We start from the raw sequence: 19,951 nt of genomic DNA, 5'->3' as shown, positions 1-19,951 counted from the left end.
TACAACATCAGGAGGCTCCCGCCTTGGACGTCGGTGAACGACTGCAATCGATCCGCAAGCTCAAAGGGCTTTCCCAGCGTGAACTCGCCAAACGCGCGGGCGTCACCAACAGCACTATTTCGATGATCGAAAAGAACAGCGTCAGTCCTTCGATCAGTTCGCTGAGGAAGGTTCTGGGCGGGATTCCCATGTCCATGGTCGAGTTCTTTTCCGAAGAAATCCTGCAGGAAGTCCCGACTCAGATCGTCTACAAGGCCAACGAGCTGATCGACATTTCCGACGGCGCCGTGACCATGAAACTGGTTGGCCGCGCGCACCCGAGCCGGGCTATCGCGTTTCTCAACGAAATCTACCCGCCGGGCGCTGATACCGGCGAAGAAATGCTCACCCATGAAGGCGAGGAAACCGGGATTCTGGTGGAAGGGCGTCTGGAACTGGTGGTGGGTCTGGAAACTTTTATTCTCGAAGCCGGCGACAGCTACTACTTTGAAAGTACCAAGCCGCATCGTTTCCGTAATCCGTTCGACGCGCCTGCGCGACTAATCAGCGCAGCCACGCCGGCGAATTTTTAAACAGAGAGGCGCCAGACCATGACGGCAAAGGCGTCCGCAGAGTTTTCCACAGCGCGGTATAACCCCTTCGACTATGGGGTTGTTTCAGTGTGGCGGGCTACCCGCTATACTTGCGCCCGCCTGCGAACCGTGGCCGCAGGCGTGAATAGCCACCATTGAGGGTGAACGCGTGAACCTAATTATGAAAATGCTGGCCGCACCAGCAACCGTACTGGCCCTCTGGGCTGTCAGCGCTCAAGCTGCGACGAATGACGACATTGCCAAGCGCCTCGAGCCGGTCGGCCAGGTGTGTGTTCAGGGGCAGGAATGCAAGGGCATGGAAGTCGCTGCCGCCGCTGGCGGAGGTGGTGGGGCGAAAACCCCTGATGAAGTGATTGCAAAACATTGCAACGCTTGCCACGGTACCGGCCTGCTGGGCGCACCGAAAATCGGTGACGCAGCGGCCTGGAAAGACCGCGCCGACCATCAGGGCGGCCTCGACGGCCTGCTGGCCAAAGCCATCACCGGCCTGAACTCGATGCCACCTAAAGGCACCTGCGCCGACTGCTCGGATGACGAGTTGAAGGGCGCGATCCAGAAGATGTCCGGCCTGAAATAAGCCGCGCTTCTGACGAAAAAAACCGTCTTCGGACGGTTTTTTTGTGCCTGCGATTCACGGCTTTCGCTGTCCTTTGCAGCAAAGTCGAGGCAAGCTCGGTCTACCCCTATTCACGGAACGGGCAGGAGGCTTCAGATGGTGCAGTTGTGTTCGATCGAACAGGCAGTGGACGAGGTGCTCGCACGCTTGCCGGCGCATATCCACATGGGCATGCCGCTGGGGCTGGGCAAGCCCAATCACTTCGTCAACGCGCTGTACCGGCGCATCAAGAGCCTGCCCGAGCGGCAACTGACGATCTACACCGCGCTGTGCCTGGGGCGGCCGACGCTGGGTGACGGTCTGCAGAAACGCTTCATCGAACCCTTCGTCGAACGCGTGTTCGGTGATTATCCCGAATTCGACTTTCTCGCCGATCTGCAGCGTGACAGCCTGCCCGCCAACATCCGCATCGAACAGTTCTTCATGCAGCCCGGCAGCCTGCTCAACAGCGCACCGGCGCAGCAGGACTACGTCAGCAGCAACTACAGCCACGCCGCCCGCGACATCAATGCCGCCGGCCTCAATCTGGTGGCGCAATTGCTCGCCAGCAGCAGCGAACATCCCGATCGCCTGAGCCTGAGCTGCAACCCGGACATCACCCTCGATCTGTTGCCGATGATCACCAAGCGCCGCGAAGCCGGGGAGACCATTCTGCTGGTCGGCCAGGTGCACACCGATCTGCCGTACATGCCCGGCGATGCCGAAGTCGATATCGACACCTTCGACTTGCTGATCGACGCGAAGGACAGCAGCACGCTGTTTTCCACACCGAACATGCCGGTGGGCTTTCAGGATCATTTCATCGGCCTGCACGCCAGCACCCTGGTGCGCGACGGCGGCACCTTGCAGATCGGCATCGGCTCGATGGGCGACGCACTAACCGCCGCACTGCTGGCGCGGCAGGCAGATAACGCCGGTTACCAAGCGTTGCTCAATGACATCAATCTCAGCCAGTGGGCGCAGTTGATCGAGCGCGAGGGCGGTACCGCGCCATTCGCCAAAGGCCTGTATGGCTGCAGTGAAATGTTCGTCAACGGTCTGCTGGTGCTGGCGGATGCCGGGATCATCCGGCGCAAGGTCTACCCCGACGTGCACACTCAGGAGCAGGCCAACGCCGGCACCCTCGATGAGTCGGCGCAGACCGATGGCATCTCTGTGCACGGCGGCTTCTTCCTCGGCCCGCGCAGTTTCTACGAGCGCCTGCGTGAACTGCCGTTGAGCAAGCGCCTTGAATTCAACATGACCCGCATCAGCTACATCAACGAGCTGTACGGGCAGGAAGAGCTCAAGCGCTTGCAGCGCCTTGATGCGCGGTTCATCAATACCGTGTTCACCATGACGCTGATGGGCGCGGGTGTGGCTGATCAACTGGAAGACGGGCGGGTGCTCAGCGGCGTTGGCGGGCAATACAACTTCGTCGCTCAGGGCCACGCGCTGCACGATGCGCGCTCGATTCTGATCCTGCGCAGCTGGCGAGAGTCCGGCGGCGAGGTCAGCTCGAACATCGTCTGGGAGTACGGGCACTGCACGATTCCACGGCACCTGCGCGACATCGTGGTCACCGAGTACGGCATCGCCGATCTGCGCGGCAAGTCCGATGCGGTGGTGATCGAGTCGTTGCTCAATATCAGCGATTCACGCTTCCAACCGGGGCTGATCGAGCAAGCACAGAAGGTCGACAAACTGCCGAAGGATTTCCGCCTCGATCCACGCTTTGCCGATAACACCCCGCAACGTTTGCAGGCGATTGCGGCGAAGCATCCGAACCTGTTTCCGGAGTATCCGCTGGGTTGTGATTTCAGCGCGATCGAGCGGGATCTGCTGCGGGCGCTGAACTGGTTGAAGAGCAAGTTCAAGCTGAGCGAGATCTTGGAGCTGGGCAAGGCTGCGCTGGATGCGCCGGATGCATCGTTGTTTCCCGAGCACCTGGAACGAATGCAACTGACCAACCCGGAAGGCTTGAAGGAAGACCTGTTCCAGCGCTTGCTGCTCACTGGCCTGAAGGCCACCGCGCAATAATCGTCTACCGCAAACCTGTAGGCGCTGCGGCACGCTGCGATCTGTTGAGGTTGATTCTAAAAATCAGGATCAAAAGATCGCAGCCTCGTTGCACTCGACAGCTCCTACAGGGGGGCTGCGGTGTGGCTTTATTCGATGAAAGTGACGACGCCATCCTTCAGCGATTTGACGCGCGCCAGCGATTCAACGCGGTAGCCCTGCGAATCCAGCTCGGCACGGCCGCCCTGGAACGACTTCTCGATCACGATGCCCAGGCCGGCGACGGTGGCTCCAGCCTGTTTGATGATCGAGATCAGCGCCTGCGAAGCCTTACCGTTGGCCAGGAAGTCGTCGATGATCAGCACACGGTCGCTGCTGGTCAGGTGGCGCGGCGAGATGGCCACGGTGCTTTCGGTCTGCTTGGTGAACGAGTAAACGGTCGCCGACAGCAGGTTTTCGGTCAGGGTCAGGGACTGGTGCTTGCGGGCGAAGATCACCGGCACGCCCAGGTTCAGGCCGGTCATGATCGCCGGGGCAATGCCCGAGGCTTCAATGGTGACGATCTTGGTGATGCCCGAATCCTTGAACAGCGTGGCGAATTCGTCGCCGATCAGCTTCATCAGGGCCGGGTCGATCTGGTGGTTCAGAAAGGCGTCGACTTTCAGGACCTGGTCGGAAAGCACGATGCCTTGTTCGCGGATTTTCTGGTGCAATGCTTCCATGAAGCTGTCCTCGTTCAGCGCTTGTGCGCCCTAATCTTTAAAAAAGTGGTCAATTCTAGCGCTTTAACATCGCGCGTATATCAGCCAATGCGCTATTGCCGCGCACGGCTTTGACTTCGGTGGGTGTGTCGTCGTTGCCTTCCCACGCCAGGTCGTCCGGCGGCAGTTCATCGAGGAAGCGACTGGGCGCGCAGTCGATGATTTCGCCGTACTGTTTGCGTTTGGCGGCGAAGGTGAACGCCAGGGTCTGACGGGCGCGGGTGATGCCCACGTAGGCCAGGCGGCGTTCCTCCTCGATGGTGTCGGCTTCGATGCTGGAGCGGTGCGGGAGGATTTCCTCTTCCATGCCCATGATGAACACGTAAGGGAATTCCAGGCCCTTGGACGCATGCAGGGTCATCATCTGCACGCCTTCGGCGCCGTCCTCTTCTTCCTGCTGACGCTCGAGCATGTCGCGCAGGACCAGTTTGCCGATGGCGTCCTCGACGGTCATCTCGCCGTCTTCGTCTTTTTCCAGGGTGTTCTTCAAGGCTTCGATCAGGAACCAGACGTTGCTCATCCGGTAGTCCGCAGCCTTGTCGCTGGAACTGTTGGTGCGCAGCCAGTTCTCGTAGTCGATGTCCATGACCATGCTGCGCAGGGCCGAGATCGGGTCTTCGCCAGCGCACTGCTCGCGCACCTTGTCCATGAAGCGCTTGAAGCGCGCCAGGCGATCGGTGAAGCGGCTGTCCAGATGTTCGCCCAGACCGATTTCGTCGGTGGCGGCGTACATCGAGATCTTGCGTTCGGTGGCGTAGTTGCCGAGTTTTTCCAGGGTCGTGGAGCCGATTTCCCGGCGCGGCACGTTGATCACCCGCAGGAAGGCGTTGTCGTCGTCCGGGTTCACGATCAGGCGGAAGTAGGCCATCAGGTCCTTCACTTCCTGGCGGCCGAAGAAGCTGTTGCCACCGCTCAGGCGGTACGGCACCTGGTGGTGCTGTAACTTCAGCTCGATCAGTTTGGCCTGGTAGTTGCCGCGATAGAGGATCGCGAAATCGCTGTACGGACGGTCGGTGCGCAAGTGCAGGCTGAGGATTTCCATGGCCACGCGCTCGGCTTCGGCGTCCTCGTTACGGCAGCGGATCACGCGGATCTCGTCACCGTGACCCATCTCGCTCCACAGCTGCTTTTCGAATTCGTGCGGGTTGTTCGAGATCAGCACGTTGGCGCAGCGCAGGATGCGGCTGGTGGAGCGGTAGTTCTGCTCGAGCATTACTACTTTCAGCGAAGGGTAATCGTCCTTGAGCAGCATCAGGTTTTCCGGCCGCGCACCACGCCAGGCGTAGATCGACTGGTCGTCGTCGCCCACCACGGTGAACTGGTTGCGCTTACCGATCAGCATCTTCACCAGCAGGTACTGGCTGGCGTTGGTGTCCTGATATTCGTCGACCAGCAGGTAACGCACCTTGTTCTGCCACTTTTCGAGAATGTCGGCGTGTTCTTCGAAGAGCTTTACCGGCAGCAGGATCAGGTCGTCGAAGTCCACCGCGTTGAACGCTTTCAGCGTGCGCTGGTAGTGGGTGTAGACGATGGCAGCGGTCTGTTCTTTCGGATTGCGCGCGTTTTCCAGCGCCTGGGCCGGCAGGATCAGGTCGTTTTTCCAGGCGCCGATCATGTTCTTGATCTCGTCGACGCCGTCGTCGCCTGCGTATTCCTTCTGCATGATGTCGGTCATCAGGGCTTTGACGTCGGTCTCGTCGAAGATCGAGAAACCGGGTTTGTAGCCCAGCCGCACATGCTCCTTGCGGATGATGTTCAGGCCCAGGTTGTGGAAGGTGCAGACCGTCAGGCCGCGACCTTCGCCGGCACGCAGCAAGGTGCCGACCCGCTCTTTCATCTCGCGCGCAGCCTTGTTGGTAAAGGTCATGGCGACGATGTACTGGGCGCGGATGCCGCAGTTCTGGATCAGGTGCGCGATCTTGCGGGTGATCACGCTGGTCTTGCCGGAGCCGGCGCCGGCGAGCACCAATAGAGGGCCGCCGACGTAGTTCACGGCTTCTTGCTGCCGGGGATTGAGTCGGGACATACGAAAATTCGGGAGTCGTTGACGAAATGGGCCGGCATTTTAACAGGCTCAGCGATTTGTGCTGCTCTCTCCGACTTGTGACGCACCACGCGATTCAAATTTGCCGGTTTTGTTACTTTCGCGGAGGATGCGCGGTGATTTTGCGGCTAATGTACTCATTCGTGACACAAAATAACGTTTTGATAACCGTTGTCATTTGGTCATTGTTGCGCGCAACGGCATAATGCCCCGCCCACATCATTGCAGAGTCTAGGGAGCTAGCTTGTCTACGCCTGTCGAACCCTTGCGTTTGCTGCTACTGGCCGAAGAGCCAGCGTGGACAGCGTTATTGCGCGAGTGTCTGGCTCCGTTGGGGAGCGCGGCGGTGCTGATCAGCGCGCCGAGCTGGGAGTCGGTCAGCAGTCTGTTCGAAGACAATCGCCACGCGGTGTTGTTGACCATTCCTGCGTTGCAGCCGGCCCCGGGTCGTTGCAGCCTGCCGACGGTGCTGCTGCTGGAACACGAACCGGCTACCGCGCCGGTTGGCGTCAGCGACTGGCTGGTGTTCGACGCGCTCGACGCAGATATGCTGCGCCGCTGCCTGCGCCACGTGCGTGAACGCGGCGTTCTCGAAAATACTCTGCAACGCCTGGCCGAACAGGATCCGCTGACCGGCATCGCCAACCGTCAGGGTTTTCAGACCCTGCTGGCGGCGCGCCTCGCGGAAAACGACGGGCGCGGCCTGGCCCTCGGGCATCTCGATCTCGACAACTTCCGCCACGCCAACGACGCCCTCGGCCATCAGGCCGGCGACCGGCTGATCCTGCAAGTCGTGGCGCGGTTGAAAAGCCAGCTCGAGGCCGGTGATCAACTGGCGCGGCTGGGCAGCGACGAATTTGCCCTGCTGATCGACACCCGCCGTGCGCCGCAACGCGCCGAGTGGATGGCCGAACGCATCACCGAAGCCCTGTCCGAACCGTATTGGGTCGATGGCGAAAGCCTGTTGATCGGCTCCAGTCTCGGCATCGCCCATGCCCGTGCGCAGGGCGGCGCCGATCCGCTGATGTGGCATGCGCACATCGCCATGCAGCAGGCCAAGAGCACGCAGGGCTGTACTTTCCATATTTTTAACGAGCGCATCAACCGCAACGCACGGAGCATGGCCGACCTCGAAAGCGAACTGCGCCGGGCCCTGCGTCGCGATGAACTGGAGTTGCACTACCAGCCACGGCTGAATCTGGCGGACGGGCAAATCGTCGGTCTCGAAGCGCTGGTGCGCTGGCGCCATGGCGAACGCGGTCTGTTGCCGCCGAGCGAATTCGTGCCATTGGCCGAGCAGAGCGGGTTGATCGTGCCGCTGGGTTACTGGGTGATTTCCCGCGCCCTGCGCGACATGCAGGCGCTGCGCGAGCGCGGGCTGCCGGCGCTGCACATGGCGATCAATTTGTCGTTCCGCCAGTTTCAGGACAGCCAGTTGCTACCGACCCTCAGTCGATTGATTGCCGAGCGTGGGGTCGAGGCGCAGTGGCTGGAATTTGAACTCACAGAAACCGCCGTCATGCGCCGCAGCGATCTGGTCAAACAGACCATGGACGCCCTCGGCCGCCTCGGCGTGCGTTTCTCGCTGGATGACTTCGGCACCGGTTTCTCGTCATTCGTGCACCTCAACAGCTTGCCGATCACCTTGCTGAAGATCGACAAAAGCTTTGTCGGCGGCATGGAACAGCGCGAAGAGAATCGCAAACTGGTGCACGCGATGATCAACCTCGCGCACAACCTGCATCTGGAAGTGGTCGCGGAAGGGGTCGAAACACCGGAGCAACTTGAACTGCTGCGCGGGTTTGGCTGTGATCAGGTGCAGGGTTATCTGATCAGCCGGCCGTTGCCGTTGGCGGAACTGGTGGAGTACCTGACGTTTGGTGCCAGCCAGCAGCCAGCCCTCGAAATCGTGAGCTGAACACATAACCCCTGTGGGAGCGAGCTTGCTCGCGAAGGCGGCCACACGTTCAATATACATGTGTCAGGTACACCGCTTTCGCGAGCAAGCTCGCTTGTATGTTTAGACTTGAAGGGGTGGGCGGGACTACAGACTCGATTCTGACTCTGACCAGTACAGACCGTGGGAGACTTCTCGTCCCGCCCCTTCTACCCAAAGCGCCAATAAGGAATTCATCGGTAAACCGACGACAGAGACAAGCCAGCGCAACGGTAGACCCCAACAAGCTCTTAAACCCTAGCTCCGAGGATTCGTCATGACAATCCTTACTTCGCAGACGGTTGTTGGTATCGATATCGCCAAGGCCGAAATCGTTGTCTATCGCGCCGACCTGGAAACCATTGAAGCGGTCAAGAATGATCGTGCCGCCCTCAAACGTTGGCTCAAAACTCTGCCCGCGCAAAGCGCTATCGCTGTCGAAGCCACCAATATCTACCATTTGGAGACTGTTGATCTGGCTCATGCGATGGGACATCAGGTCTATGTGGTGGATGCTTATCGAGTCAGCCACTATCGTCGCGGTGTCGGTCAGCGAGCCAAAAATGATCCATGCGATGCACGCGTGCTCGCACGCTATCTGACGAATGAACAAAGCAAACTGCGGCTTTGGAACCCGCCTCCTAAAGCCTACACCGTACTGAAAAGCTTGCTGCACAGACGCGCGACGCTGATTCAGAACCATACGGGTCTGATGTTGAGCTGGGCCGATGAACCCTTGCTGAAGAAAGAACGTACGGCTCAGCAAAAGGCATTCGAGCGATCCGACAAGGTCATTCAAAACCTGCTGCGCAAAGTCAGCAAAGAGGCCGGTATTGATGACAATATTGGCCGCTGCAAAGCAATCGAGGGCGTGGGAGAGCTGACTGCGACTGGGTTGGCAACGACCTATATGCGCGGTGACTTTGCCAACAGCGACGCGTTCATCGCGTTTTTGGGTATGGATCTGACGGTGGACGATTCGGGGAAAAAGAACGGCCCGAGGTTCCTGAGCAAAAAAGGAGATCCGGAGATCCGTCGATTAGCCTACAACGCCGCAATGGCGGCGTGTCGCTCAACCAAGTGGAAGCCTTTTTACGAGTCTTACCTGGCCAGAGGCTTCTCGAAAACACAGGCATTGGTAGCTCTTGCTCGCAAGCTCTGCCGAGTGGCATTCGCCCTGATGAAGAATCAGGGCGAATACCGATCAGTTTGAGATTCTAGGGTTGCTGAGCAACATAGAATCTCCCACAGGGAAACTTCATTCAGGTTGAGGGATGTTGAAGCCTCGAGATTGCGGCTCCAGCCGAATCATCTGCTTCATCTTCCATTCAAACGCCAGCGTCAAACTCACCGCCGCACACGCGAGCCCCAGCGCCAGCCCCCACCAGACGCCAGTCGGCCCCCAATGCAGGTGAAACGCCATCCACCACGCCGCCGGCGCGCCGATCAGCCAGTAGCAGCCGAGCCCGACCAGAAACGTGGTTTTCGCGTCTTTGAGCCCACGGATACAGCCCATGGCGATGGTCTGCGTACCGTCGAACAGCTCGAACCACGCGGCCACCGCCAACAGGCTTACGGCCAGACGAATCACCTCGGCAAACGCCGGGTCGTTATGGTCGAGGAACAGCCCGACCAGTTGATTCGGCAGCAGCCAGAACACCATGGCGAAACCCAGCATCACCACCGCACCAAAGACGATGCCGACCCGCCCGGACATCCGCGCATCGCTCAGTTGCCCGGCGCCGTAATGCTGGCCGACGCGCATGGTGATCGCATACGACATGCCCGCCGGCACCATGAACGCCACCGAAACGATCTGCAGAGCGATCTGGTGTGCGCCGAGTTGCGTGCTGCCCATGGTGCCCATGCACAGCGCCGCGAAGGCAAACAGTCCGACTTCCACGGCGTAGGTGCCGCCAATCGGCAGGCCGAGGCGCCACAGTTCTTTCAGGTACTGACGATTTGGCCGCGACAGACCGGCGCGTATTGGATAAGCGTCATACGCCGGGTGCCGACGAATGTGCCAGGCCAGCGCCAGCGCCATGCAATTGGCCACGATCGCGGTGACCAGACCGATGCCGGTCAGCCCCAGTTTCGGCAGACCGAACATGCCGGTGATCAATGCGTAGTTGAGCAGGAAGTTGGCCACGGTGCCGCCGAGGCTGATGACCATTACCGGTGTCGCCCGGCCGATCGCACTGGTGAAGCCGCGCAGGGCCATGAAACTCAGATAGCCGGGCAGGGCGAAGGGCAGGGCGATGAGGAATTGCCCGGCGGCGTTGACGTTGGTTTCGGTCTGGCCGAACAGCAGCAACACCGGTTTCAGATTCCACAGCAGCAGCCCGGCGCCCAGCGCCATCAGCCACGCCAGCCACAACCCGGCCTGGGTCAGGCGTGCCGCGCCGATGATGTCGCCGGCGCCCTGACGGATCGCCACCAGGGTGCCGACCGCCGCGATCACGCCGATGCAGAAAATCGACACGAACGAATAGCTCGCCGCGCCAAGACCGCCACCGGCCAGCGCTTCGGGACTCAGGCGCGCCATCATCAGGGTGTCGGTCAGCACCATCAGCATGTGCGCCAACTGTGAAGCGATCAACGGCCCTGCCAGCCGCAGGATGGCCCAGAGTTCGGTACGCACGGGATGCTGCATGGTCATCACCATTCATAAAAAGAGGGAACAGGGAACCGTCGATTCTCGGCGCTTAAACGCTTTCGCACAAAGGGATAAAAAGGATGGGTGGCATGATTAAAACTCATCCTGAGCAGATTCTGCTAAGTTGGCCACAACCCGCTATAGGAGCTTTCTGAATGTCCCGTCGTCTCCCTCCCTTGTATGCCCTGCGCGCATTCGAAGCGGCGGCGCGGCACAGTTCGTTCACCCGCGCCGCCGAAGAGCTGTCGATTACCCAGAGTGCGGTGAGTCGGCACATTCGCACGCTTGAAGAGCATTTCGCCTGCAAGCTGTTTCATCGCAGCGGACGCAACCTGCAACTGACCGAGTCAGCGCGCATGCTGTTGCCGGGGATCCGTGACGGTTTTGCGGCCCTAGAGCGCGCTTGCAACACCTTGCGCGCCGAAGACGACATCCTGCGCATGAAAGCGCCGTCGACCCTGACCATGCGCTGGTTGCTGGCGCGGCTCAGTCGCTTTCGTCATCTGCAACCGGGCAACGAAGTGCAACTGACCAGCGCCTGGATGGATGTGGACTCGGTGGATTTCAACAATGAACCGTTCGACTGCGCCGTGCTGCTGAGTGACGGGCATTTTCCGCCGGACTGGGAGGCCAGCCTGTTGTTTCCGGAAGAGCTGATTCCAGTGGGTGCGCCGAATCTGCTGAATGACCAGCCGTGGGATGTCGCACGCCTGGCCTCCACCGAACTGCTGCACCCGACCCCGGACCGGCGCGACTGGCGCAGTTGGCTGGAGCACATGGGCCTGTCCGATCAGGTGTCGCTCAAGGGCGGGCAGGTGTTCGATACCCTGGAATTGGGCATGATCGCCGCCGCCCGAGGCTACGGTGTGTCGATGGGCGATCTGCTGATGGTCGCCGAGGATGTCGCGCAGGGACGCTTGAGTCTGCCGTGGCCGACTGCCGTCGCCAGCGGACTGAATTATTACCTGGTGTGGCCAAAAACCCGTCCGGGAGGTGAACGTTTGCGCCGTCTCAGCGACTTCCTGCAAGGCGAAGTGCGCGCCATGGCGTTGCCGGTGGTCAAGCGCTTGAGCTGACGTTCGAGCCCGCACAATGCCGGCCTCGGGCCATAACCCCGCTATTTACTCAAGTATTCGCATTCACCGCCGAAAATGAGCATGTGGAACCGCCGTGCCGGTTGCCACGATTCACCCCCATTATTAGAACATTCCGAGCAATTGCTGCGATCAGGGAGGATCCGGTGGCTCGGCCAGGAGCTGTCCATGTCTCAACCTCGTGCCCGGATCGCCTCGCAGCTGGGTCTTGCGCTCGCCGTGATTCTTGCGATTGTCATCAGTGGCAGTACGGTGTTCGCCCTGCGTTCGCTGGATACCGCCAACCTTGCCACCCGTGAAGAACACCTCGCCAGTGAGGCGCGACTGCTGGCCGACCAGTTGAGTACCTTCCACGGCACGCTGCGCGAAAGCACCCAGCGTCTGAGCGGGTTGTTCGAAAAGCGCTTCAGTGCCGGCCTGAGCATTCACCCGGATGAACCGGTGAGTGTCGCTGGCACCCAGACGCCGGGCCTGCACCTGGGCAGCGAAGTGTTGAACAACAACTTCAAGGAAGTCGACGAGTTCAAGCAGATGACCGCTGGGGTCGCCACCCTGTTCGTGCGCAGCGGCGAAGACTTCGTGCGCGTCAGCACTTCCCTGACCAAGCAGGACGGCACTCGTGCGATCGGCACCTTGCTCGACCACGCCCACCCGGCCTATGCGAAGTTGATGGCAGGCCAAGGTTATGTCGGTCGCGCCTTGCTGTTCGACCGCTCCTACATGACTCAGTACACGCCAGTGCGCGACGGCAGCGGCAAGGTGATTGCGGTGCTGTTCGTCGGCTTCGACTACACCGATGCGCAGAACGCCCAGTTCGCCAACCTCAAGCGCTTCCGTATCGGCCAGAACGGTTCGCTGGCGTTGCTCGATGAGCAAAACAAATGGCTGGTCGCCCCGGCCGGTGTACAAGCGTTGGATCAGGCCGTTCCGGTGATCAAGGGTCTGGCGGCGAAACCGGGCAAAGGTGAGTTCTGGAGCGACACCGCTGAAGATTTCTACAGCATCGCCGTACCGTTCGACGGCGGGCCGTGGTCGGTGGTGGCGAGCATGCCGAAATCCGAGATTCGCGCGGTGACCTGGAGCGTCGGCACCCAACTCGCCATCGGCAGCCTGCTGGCGATGCTGATCGCGGTGGGGGCGGCGATGTGGCTGCTGCGCAGCAAGCTGCAACCGCTGGGCGATCTGGTGCGTCAGGCCGAAGCGCTGGGCGCCGGTGATCTGAGCGTGCGCCTGAACGTAGCGAGCAACGACGAAATCGGTCAGCTGTCGCGCGCGTTCAACCAGATGAGCCAGGCGCTGTCGACCATGGTCGAGCACATCCGTCGTTCTTCGGAAGAGGTCAACAGCCGCGCTCAGGCGCTGTCCGGTTTGTCCGGCGGCGCGTACGAAGGCATGGAACAGCAGTCCGGCGAAATCACCAGCATGGCCGGCGCAGTTGAAGAGTTCAGCGCCACCTCGCTGAACATCGCCGACAACATGGGGGCCACCCAGCGTCTGGCCCAGGAAAACGCTCAGCAGACGCAGATCGGTCGCAGCTCGATGGAGGACGCGTCTTCCTCGCTGGAGCAGATCGCTGGCGCGTTGAACACCACGGCGTCCGTGATCAACACGCTGGGTCAGCGCTCTCAGGAAATTGGCGGCATCGTCAGTGTGATCACTTCGATTGCCGAACAGACCAACCTGCTGGCGCTCAACGCGGCGATTGAAGCGGCGCGGGCCGGCGAACAGGGCCGTGGTTTTGCCGTGGTGGCTGATGAAGTGCGCAACCTGGCGTCGCGCACCCGTCAGGCGACCGATGAGATTTCCGGGATGATCCACAGCATCCAGCAGGAAACCGGCAACGCCATCAGCACCATGGAGCAGGGCAACCTGCTGATGCAGGAAGGCCTGTCGCGTAACGCCAATGTTGCCTCGGCGCTGGCGCGGATCGACGAGCAGAGCCGCTCGGCGGGGCAGCAGTTTGCCGCGATTACAACGGCGACGCAGGAGCAGAGCAGTACGGCTACTTTGCTGAGCAGTAACTTGCAGAGCATTGCCTTGGCCAACAGTGAGCAGCGTGAGGTGGTGTCGAACCTTGCCGTGACTGCGAAAGAGCTGGAGAAGCTGGCGGCGGATTTGCGTTCTGAGGTTGATCGCTTCCGTTGATACAGCCTTGATATAGCTTTCGCGAGCAAGCTCGCTCCCACAGTTTCCGACGTGAATCACAGATTCTGTGAACACCCGAGATCCCTGTGGGAGCGAGCTTGCTCGCGAATGGATCCTCGCGAATTCTTGGTAAATCACACGATCGCAAGCTCCATTGCACTTGCTGAAACGTTTCCGCAGCGCTATAAAAATGGCACAACTCCAATAAAGGCTGCTGCCATGACCCCGCTCAAATTCGCCGTTGCCGTCGGCGCACTCTCTGCTGCTTCCCATGCCCTTGCCTGGGATTACGTCCTCCTCGATACCAACAAGCCCGCGCAAAACTGGACGATCACCAGTGAACAGCTCGGGGTGAAAACCGCCAAACCTTTCTCCGTCAGCCTGCGCACCTTGCACGGAGGGCGACAGGAAGGTGTCAGCATCGTCGATATCGATAACGGCACGATGAAACTCTCGGTGGTGCCGACCCGTGGCATGAATGTCCTGCAGGCGTCTGTCGGCAACGTGCGCATGGGATGGGATTCGCCGGTCAAGGAAGTCGTCAACCCGGCCTTCATCGAACTCAATGGGCGCGGTGGTCTGGGCTGGCTGGAAGGCTTCAATGAACTCGTGACCCGCTGCGGTTACGAATGGGTCGGCCATCCCGGTATGGACAATGGCGAGTTGCTGACCCTGCACGGCCGCGCCGCCAACATCCCGGCCAGCAGCGTTACCGTGCACATTGATGAGAAGCCGCCGTACGCCATCAGCCTGCGCGGCGAACTGAAGGAGCAGGCCTTCAAGAAAGTCGACTTCTCGGTCGTCACTGAGCTGGTCACCGAGCCGGGCAGCGTGCGCTTTGCCCTCAACGATACGCTGACCAACAACGGCGATTATCCGAAGGAATACCAGGCGCTGTATCACAGCAACTTCAGCACGCCGTTCCTCGAGCAGGGTGCACGGTTCGCGGCGCCGGTGAAACAGGTCTCGCCATTCAACGACAAGGCCAAAGCCGAGTTGACAGATTGGCAGACATATCGTGGTCCAACCAAGGACTACGACGAAACCGTCTATAACGTCGTGCCTTACGCCGACGCCAAAGGTGAAACCCTGACTGTTTTGCACAACAAGGCTGGCAGCCTCGGTGTCTCTGTTGGCTTCAATACTCAACAGCTGCCAGTGTTTTCCCTGTGGAAAAACACCGACACCCAAGGGCAGGGCTATGTCACGGGCCTTGAGCCAGGCACCAGCTTTTCCTACAACCGCCGCTATCAGCGTCCGCTGAATATGGTGCCGACCATTGCGCCAAAGGCCAGCCAACAGTTTCAGATCAGCTACAGCCTGCTGGAAGACAAAGGTGCTGTGGATAATGCGTTGAAGCGCGTGAGCGAAATCCAGGCCGGGCGTGAAACCGAAGTGCGGCAGACGCCGCTGGTTGATTTGACCGAGCACTAAGGCGTCGCCGGACGGTACTGCAGCGCCTCGGCCAGATGCTTACGGCTGATTGCATCGACTTGCTCAAGGTCTGCCAGGGTTCTGGCGACCTTGAGCAAACGATGGGCTGAGCGTAGTGACAAGGTCAGCCGTTCACACGCTGACTCCAGCCATTTCTCATCGGCTGTGGATAACTGGCAGTGCCGCTTCAGGCCTGGCAGATCGAGGAACGCATTGGCACAACGCTGACGCTTTTGCTGGCGTTCCCGCGCCTCGGCCACCACGGCTGCCGCACTGGCGCTGTCCTCGCCTGGCTTCACTGCCGGATTCAGCGCCGTCGCTTCCCGCGCCACCGTCAGGTGCAGATCGATCCGATCCAGCAACGGCCCCGATAGCTTGTTGCGGTAGCGCTGCACCATGTCCGGTGTACACGAGCACTTGCCGCTCGGCTCGCCAAGATATCCACAGGGGCAGGGGTTCATTGCTGCGACCAACTGGAAACGTGCCGGAAAACGCACGCGATCCCTAGCTCGGGCGATCACGATGTGCCCGGATTCCAGCGGCTCGCGCAGCACTTCAAGCACCTTGCGATCAAACTCCGGCAGCTCGTCGAGAAACAGCACGCCGTGGTGGGCGAGGGTGATTTCGCCGGGTTGCGGTTTCGAGCTGCCACCGACCAGCGCTGGACCGGATGCAGAATGGTGCGGCTGGCGAAACGGCCGCTGTGGCCAATGAGTCAGTGGCACGCCGCTGGCGACCGATTGAATCGCTGCGACCTCAAGGGCTTCGCATTCGGACAATGGTGGCAGTAGCCCCGGCAATCGACTGGCCAACAGTGTCTTGCCCGTTCCCGGTGGCCCACTGAACAACAGGTTGTGCGCGCCCGCCGCCGCAATCAGCAGCGCCCGTTTCGCGGCCATCTGTCCTTGCACTTCATTGAGGTCGGGATAAGGTTTCGCCGCATGGATAAGCCCGTCCGAGACATAAGGCTCGACCGGCGTGTGCCCGTTGAAATGCGCCACTGCTTCCAGCAGATGATCCACCGCAAACACTTTCAACCCCGACGCCAGGCAAGCCTCCTCGGCATTCGCCCGCGGCACCACCAGCGCCCTTCCGGCCTTGCGCGCCGCCAGCGCCGCCGGCAACACCCCGCGCACCGGCCGCACAGCGCCGGACAACGCCAATTCACCCAGACATTCCACATCATCCAGCGTCAGACACGGCACCTGCACACTCGCCGACAGAATCCCCAGGGCAATCGCCAGATCAAAGCGCCCGCCATCCTTGGGCAGATCCGCCGGCGCCAGATTCAAAGTGATCCGCCGTGCCGGAAACTGCAGCCCGGAATTGATGATCGCGCTGCGCACCCGATCCTTGCTCTCCTTCACCGCCGCCTCGGGCAGGCCGACCATGGTCAGCGACGGCAGACCGTTGGCCAGATGAACTTCGACAGTGACAGCGGGAGCATCCACGCCAATCTGGGCGCGACTGTGGACGATGGAGAGGGACATGGTCGTTCCTTGAGCTGAATCGGGGGGGCCGCTTCCTGCGGGTTTTTGAAGGGTAGTTGGGGAAGGACGATCAGGCGGGAGCGAACTTTCACTGAATGTTGCGGGAAAGTAATCAACCAATTTCGAGGCGAAAAAAAACCGCCTTGAGTAGACGGTTTTCAGTTTGCAGGCTTCGGTGAGGCCAAGGCCTGCGTATCCTTTGCGGACACACTCACGTGGGGTCAGGTTATGCATGTTTGCTCATTGGCGCAAGTATCAGATGGGCTTGAAAGAGGGCAACGGTCCTGTTGCTAGCGCCTCCTAACGACTTGATACAAGTTGTTTAAATCGCTTTCTAAGGGCGGTCATAAAATCCGCAATGACGATGCCCACTCATGAAGTATTCGCGAAGTGTGGCCGGGAGCGTAAAGACTTCATGTTCCTCGACACGGTGTGAGACCCGTGCCGGTGCTGTATTCGGGGAACCCACACCCGGCCGCCTTAGCGGACATACTCACGTGTAGTCCCGAAGGTGTTCGTACGCCGGAAAGTGCATCGGAGGTTTGGCCCCACGCAAGGAGGGCCAAAGTATGTCTAAGTTTCTTAAACATATGTGGCGCCTCGTCAGAATCGCGTTATGGGCTTTTCGCCTGTACGAGTTTCTGCGAGACCGTTGGAATAATTCGTTGTAGAGGATTGGTCTGACGGAAACCGCTCCTGCCTCGGCAGGAGCGGTTTGATTTCTTTCGCAAATTTCAAGGCATTTGGCTCAGGGTCTGCAGACTTACTCGGCCGGCGGCGTCAGCTTGGCTTCCAGCTCTGCGACTTTCGCCTCAAGGCTTTCGAGGCGAGCGCGGGTGCGGGCCAACACAACCATCTGACTGTCAAATTCTTCGCGGCTGACCAGGTCGAGTTTGCTGAACGCACTCTGCAGCAGCATCTTGAACTGGCTTTCGATTTCGGCTTTGGGCAGCGGGGTGTCGCCGCTGAACAGGCGGGAGGCGGTGCCGCTCAGGGCGTCGAGGAAGTCTTTGGGCGCGAGCATGGAATGTGTCCTGTAAACAGTGGCGGGCAGTGTATCACGCAGTGTCTATAGTCATTGACGCAGGCACGGATGCACGCTTTTCGCGCAGGCGGACGGACGGCAACGCACCGTTGTTGTGCGTAACCGTCGGGGCTTTTTTGCGCGGGCGCCTGCGGCAGCGGCCAAGAGATTGAAATCAGAGGAATTTGGCGAGATGGCAAGCTTTCTGCTTAGTCGGTAGTGACCCATGCACTGATGCAGTCGCTGTGACGAATGCAGTGCGGCAGGCGGGACGGGGAGTTTCGTCGGCAGCGGTTAGCTGGCGTCAGTCGGGCAGGTAGGGCCGACGATGCGTTACAAAGCCAGGCACTGCGCTTAGACTTGAGTCGGGTTTGTTTTCCTGGGGCAAGTCCACCAATTCGGGAGAGAGTTTCATGAAGCTAGTCACTGCCATCATCAAGCCGTTCAAGTTGGACGACGTGCGCGAGTCGCTGTCCGAAATCGGCGTGCAGGGCATTACCGTTACTGAAGTCAAAGGCTTCGGCCGGCAGAAGGGTCACACCGAGCTGTATCGCGGCGCGGAGTATGTGGTCGATTTTCTGCCCAAGGTGAAAATCGACGTTGCCATCGACGACAAGGATCTGGATCGGGTTATCGAGGCGATAACCAAGGCTGCCAACACCGGCAAGATCGGTGACGGCAAGATCTTCGTGGTCAATCTGGAACAGGCGATCCGCATCCGTACCGGCGAAACCGATACCGACGCGATCTAAACGCCGCCACAAACCCAACGCCCCAGGAGAAAACAATATGACTCTGCGTAAATTCGCAGGGCTAGGCGCCCTGTTGTCCATCGTAATGCCCGGCCTGGCTATGGCGGCAGATCCGGTGGCGCCTCCAGTCCTCAATTCCGGCGATACCGCCTGGATGCTGACGTCCACAGCCCTCGTGCTGTTCATGACCATTCCAGGCCTGGCGCTGTTCTACGGCGGCATGGTGCGCTCGAAAAACATTCTTTCGGTGATGATGCAGTGCTTCGCCATTACCGGTCTGATCAGCGTTCTGTGGGTCATTTATGGCTACAGCATTGCGTTCGACACCACCGGCATGGAGCAGGGCGTCGTCAACTTCAACTCGTTCTTCGGCGGCATGGGCAAGGCGTTCCTCGCCGGGGTCACGCCTTCAAGCCTGACCGGTCCCGCGGCGCTGTTCCCGGAGGCGGTGTTCGTCACCTTCCAGATGACTTTCGCGATCATCACCCCGGCACTGATCGTCGGTGCGTTCGCCGAGCGAATGAAATTTTCCGCGATGCTGATCTTCATGGGCGTCTGGTTCACCCTCGTCTATGCGCCGATCGCACACATGGTCTGGTCCGGTAATGGCGGCCTGCTGTGGGACTGGGGCGTACTCGACTTCGCGGGCGGCACCGTGGTGCATATCAACGCCGGTATCGCCGGTCTGGTCGCGTGCCTGGTACTGGGCAAGCGCAAAGGCTTCCCGACCACCCCGATGGCGCCGCACAACCTCGGTTACACCCTGATGGGCGCGGCGATGCTGTGGGTCGGCTGGTTCGGCTTCAACGCCGGTTCCGCCGCAGCCGCCAACGGCACTGCCGGCATGGCGATGCTGGTCACTCAGATTGCAACCGCTGCAGCGGCTCTGGGCTGGATGTTCGCGGAGTGGATCACTCACGGCAAACCAAGCGCTCTGGGCATTGCTTCGGGTGTGGTTGCCGGTCTGGTGGCGATCACTCCGGCTGCGGGCACCGTTGGCCCGATGGGCGCACTGGTGATCGGTCTGGCGGCAGGCGTGGTGTGCTTCTTCTGTGCCACCACCCTGAAACGCAAACTTGGCTATGACGACTCCCTGGATGCCTTCGGCGTGCACGGTATCGGCGGTATCCTCGGCGCGATCCTCACCGGTGTGTTCGCGGCACCGGCCATGGGCGGCTTCGGCACCGTGACCGATATTGCTTCGCAAGTCTGGATTCAGTGCAAAGGCGTCGGCTTCACGGTGATCTACACCGCAATCGTCACCTTCATCATCCTCAAGGTCCTGGACGCCGTGATGGGTCTGCGTGTGACCGAGGAAGAAGAGGCAGTGGGTCTGGACCTGGCACAACACAACGAACGCGGCTACAACCTGTAAGTACGCGCATCGAAAAAACTTGCCCGGCTTGCC

General features: G+C 60.3%; 15 protein-coding genes. 10 read left to right on the top strand and 5 right to left on the bottom strand.

The features are described 5' to 3' along the window. Positions 1-23 precede the first annotated feature (23 nt). From ABV589_RS13880 to ABV589_RS13870, 3 genes are all read left to right on the top strand, one after another. A complete protein-coding gene (locus ABV589_RS13880) occupies positions 24-572 on the top strand; it encodes a cupin domain-containing protein (protein ID WP_007920393.1) in 549 nt (182 codons plus the stop codon). Between the two features lie 181 nt (positions 573-753). After that, positions 754-1,170 carry a c-type cytochrome gene (locus ABV589_RS13875; RefSeq protein WP_108588940.1) on the top strand — a complete coding sequence of 139 codons (417 nt, stop codon included), beginning with the start codon at positions 754-756 and terminating at the stop codon, positions 1,168-1,170. Between the two features lie 135 nt (positions 1,171-1,305). Further along, complete coding sequence (locus ABV589_RS13870; RefSeq protein ID WP_367082037.1) at positions 1,306-3,228, top strand: acetyl-CoA hydrolase/transferase C-terminal domain-containing protein; 1,923 nt, start codon at positions 1,306-1,308, stop codon at positions 3,226-3,228. A gap of 128 nt (positions 3,229-3,356) precedes the next feature. On the opposite strand, the gene ABV589_RS13865 is transcribed toward ABV589_RS13870, so the two are convergent. Continuing rightward, a complete protein-coding gene (locus ABV589_RS13865) occupies positions 3,357-3,929 on the bottom strand; it encodes a xanthine phosphoribosyltransferase (protein WP_025113230.1) in 573 nt (190 codons plus the stop codon). Between the two features lie 55 nt (positions 3,930-3,984). Then, positions 3,985-5,994 (bottom strand): DNA helicase Rep, encoded by a 2,010-nt coding sequence (rep, locus tag ABV589_RS13860; RefSeq protein ID WP_367082036.1) that lies wholly within the window; start codon positions 5,992-5,994, stop codon positions 3,985-3,987. A 262-nt stretch (positions 5,995-6,256) separates the two neighbouring features. On the opposite strand from rep, the gene ABV589_RS13855 reads away from it, so the two are divergent. Both ABV589_RS13855 and ABV589_RS13850 read left to right on the top strand, forming a co-directional pair. Next, complete coding sequence (locus ABV589_RS13855; protein WP_367082034.1) at positions 6,257-7,930, top strand: bifunctional diguanylate cyclase/phosphodiesterase; 1,674 nt, start codon at positions 6,257-6,259, stop codon at positions 7,928-7,930. Between the two features lie 295 nt (positions 7,931-8,225). Beyond that, the gene (locus ABV589_RS13850; RefSeq protein ID WP_367082032.1) at positions 8,226-9,161 is read left to right on the top strand and encodes a transposase; all 936 of its coding nucleotides are present in this window, start codon (positions 8,226-8,228) and stop codon (positions 9,159-9,161) included. A gap of 45 nt (positions 9,162-9,206) precedes the next feature. On the opposite strand, the gene ABV589_RS13845 is transcribed toward ABV589_RS13850, so the two are convergent. Beyond that, positions 9,207-10,601, bottom strand: coding sequence for a NorM family multidrug efflux MATE transporter (locus tag ABV589_RS13845; RefSeq protein ID WP_367082030.1), 1,395 nt, complete (start codon positions 10,599-10,601; stop codon positions 9,207-9,209). Between the two features lie 158 nt (positions 10,602-10,759). Between ABV589_RS13845 and ABV589_RS13840 the strand changes: the two genes are divergently transcribed. The 3 genes from ABV589_RS13840 to ABV589_RS13830 all read left to right on the top strand — a co-directional run bounded on the left by ABV589_RS13840 (position 10,760) and on the right by ABV589_RS13830 (position 15,277). Continuing rightward, positions 10,760-11,680 carry a LysR substrate-binding domain-containing protein gene (locus tag ABV589_RS13840; RefSeq protein WP_202369178.1) on the top strand — a complete coding sequence of 307 codons (921 nt, stop codon included), beginning with the start codon at positions 10,760-10,762 and terminating at the stop codon, positions 11,678-11,680. A 186-nt stretch (positions 11,681-11,866) separates the two neighbouring features. Continuing rightward, complete coding sequence (locus ABV589_RS13835) at positions 11,867-13,843, top strand: methyl-accepting chemotaxis protein (protein ID WP_367082028.1); 1,977 nt, start codon at positions 11,867-11,869, stop codon at positions 13,841-13,843. Between the two features lie 219 nt (positions 13,844-14,062). Next, on the top strand, positions 14,063-15,277 hold the full coding sequence (locus ABV589_RS13830; protein ID WP_367082026.1) for an aldose 1-epimerase family protein: 1,215 nt from the start codon (positions 14,063-14,065) through the stop codon (positions 15,275-15,277). Here the strand turns inward: ABV589_RS13830 and ABV589_RS13825 are convergent. Together ABV589_RS13825 and ABV589_RS13820 are read right to left on the bottom strand one after the other, a co-directional pair. After that, on the bottom strand, positions 15,274-16,767 hold the full coding sequence (locus ABV589_RS13825) for a YifB family Mg chelatase-like AAA ATPase (RefSeq protein WP_367082024.1): 1,494 nt from the start codon (positions 16,765-16,767) through the stop codon (positions 15,274-15,276). The genes ABV589_RS13830 and ABV589_RS13825 overlap by 4 nt on opposite strands. Before the next feature lie 763 nt (positions 16,768-17,530). Beyond that, the gene (locus tag ABV589_RS13820) at positions 17,531-17,791 is read right to left on the bottom strand and encodes an accessory factor UbiK family protein (protein WP_011336527.1); all 261 of its coding nucleotides are present in this window, start codon (positions 17,789-17,791) and stop codon (positions 17,531-17,533) included. 413 nt (positions 17,792-18,204) lie between these two features. On the opposite strand from ABV589_RS13820, the gene glnK reads away from it, so the two are divergent. Both glnK and ABV589_RS13810 read left to right on the top strand, forming a co-directional pair. After that, on the top strand, positions 18,205-18,543 hold the full coding sequence (glnK, locus tag ABV589_RS13815) for a P-II family nitrogen regulator (protein ID WP_002555808.1): 339 nt from the start codon (positions 18,205-18,207) through the stop codon (positions 18,541-18,543). A 37-nt stretch (positions 18,544-18,580) separates the two neighbouring features. Next, positions 18,581-19,918, top strand: coding sequence for an ammonium transporter (locus ABV589_RS13810; protein ID WP_367082022.1), 1,338 nt, complete (start codon positions 18,581-18,583; stop codon positions 19,916-19,918). Positions 19,919-19,951: the final 33 nt, after the last annotated feature.

This window comes from Pseudomonas sp. HOU2 (genome assembly GCF_040729435.1).
Classification (GTDB): domain Bacteria; phylum Pseudomonadota; class Gammaproteobacteria; order Pseudomonadales; family Pseudomonadaceae; genus Aquipseudomonas.
Note: the sequence above shows the minus strand (reverse complement) of the source record. Positions and strands in the feature narration are given on the sequence as shown.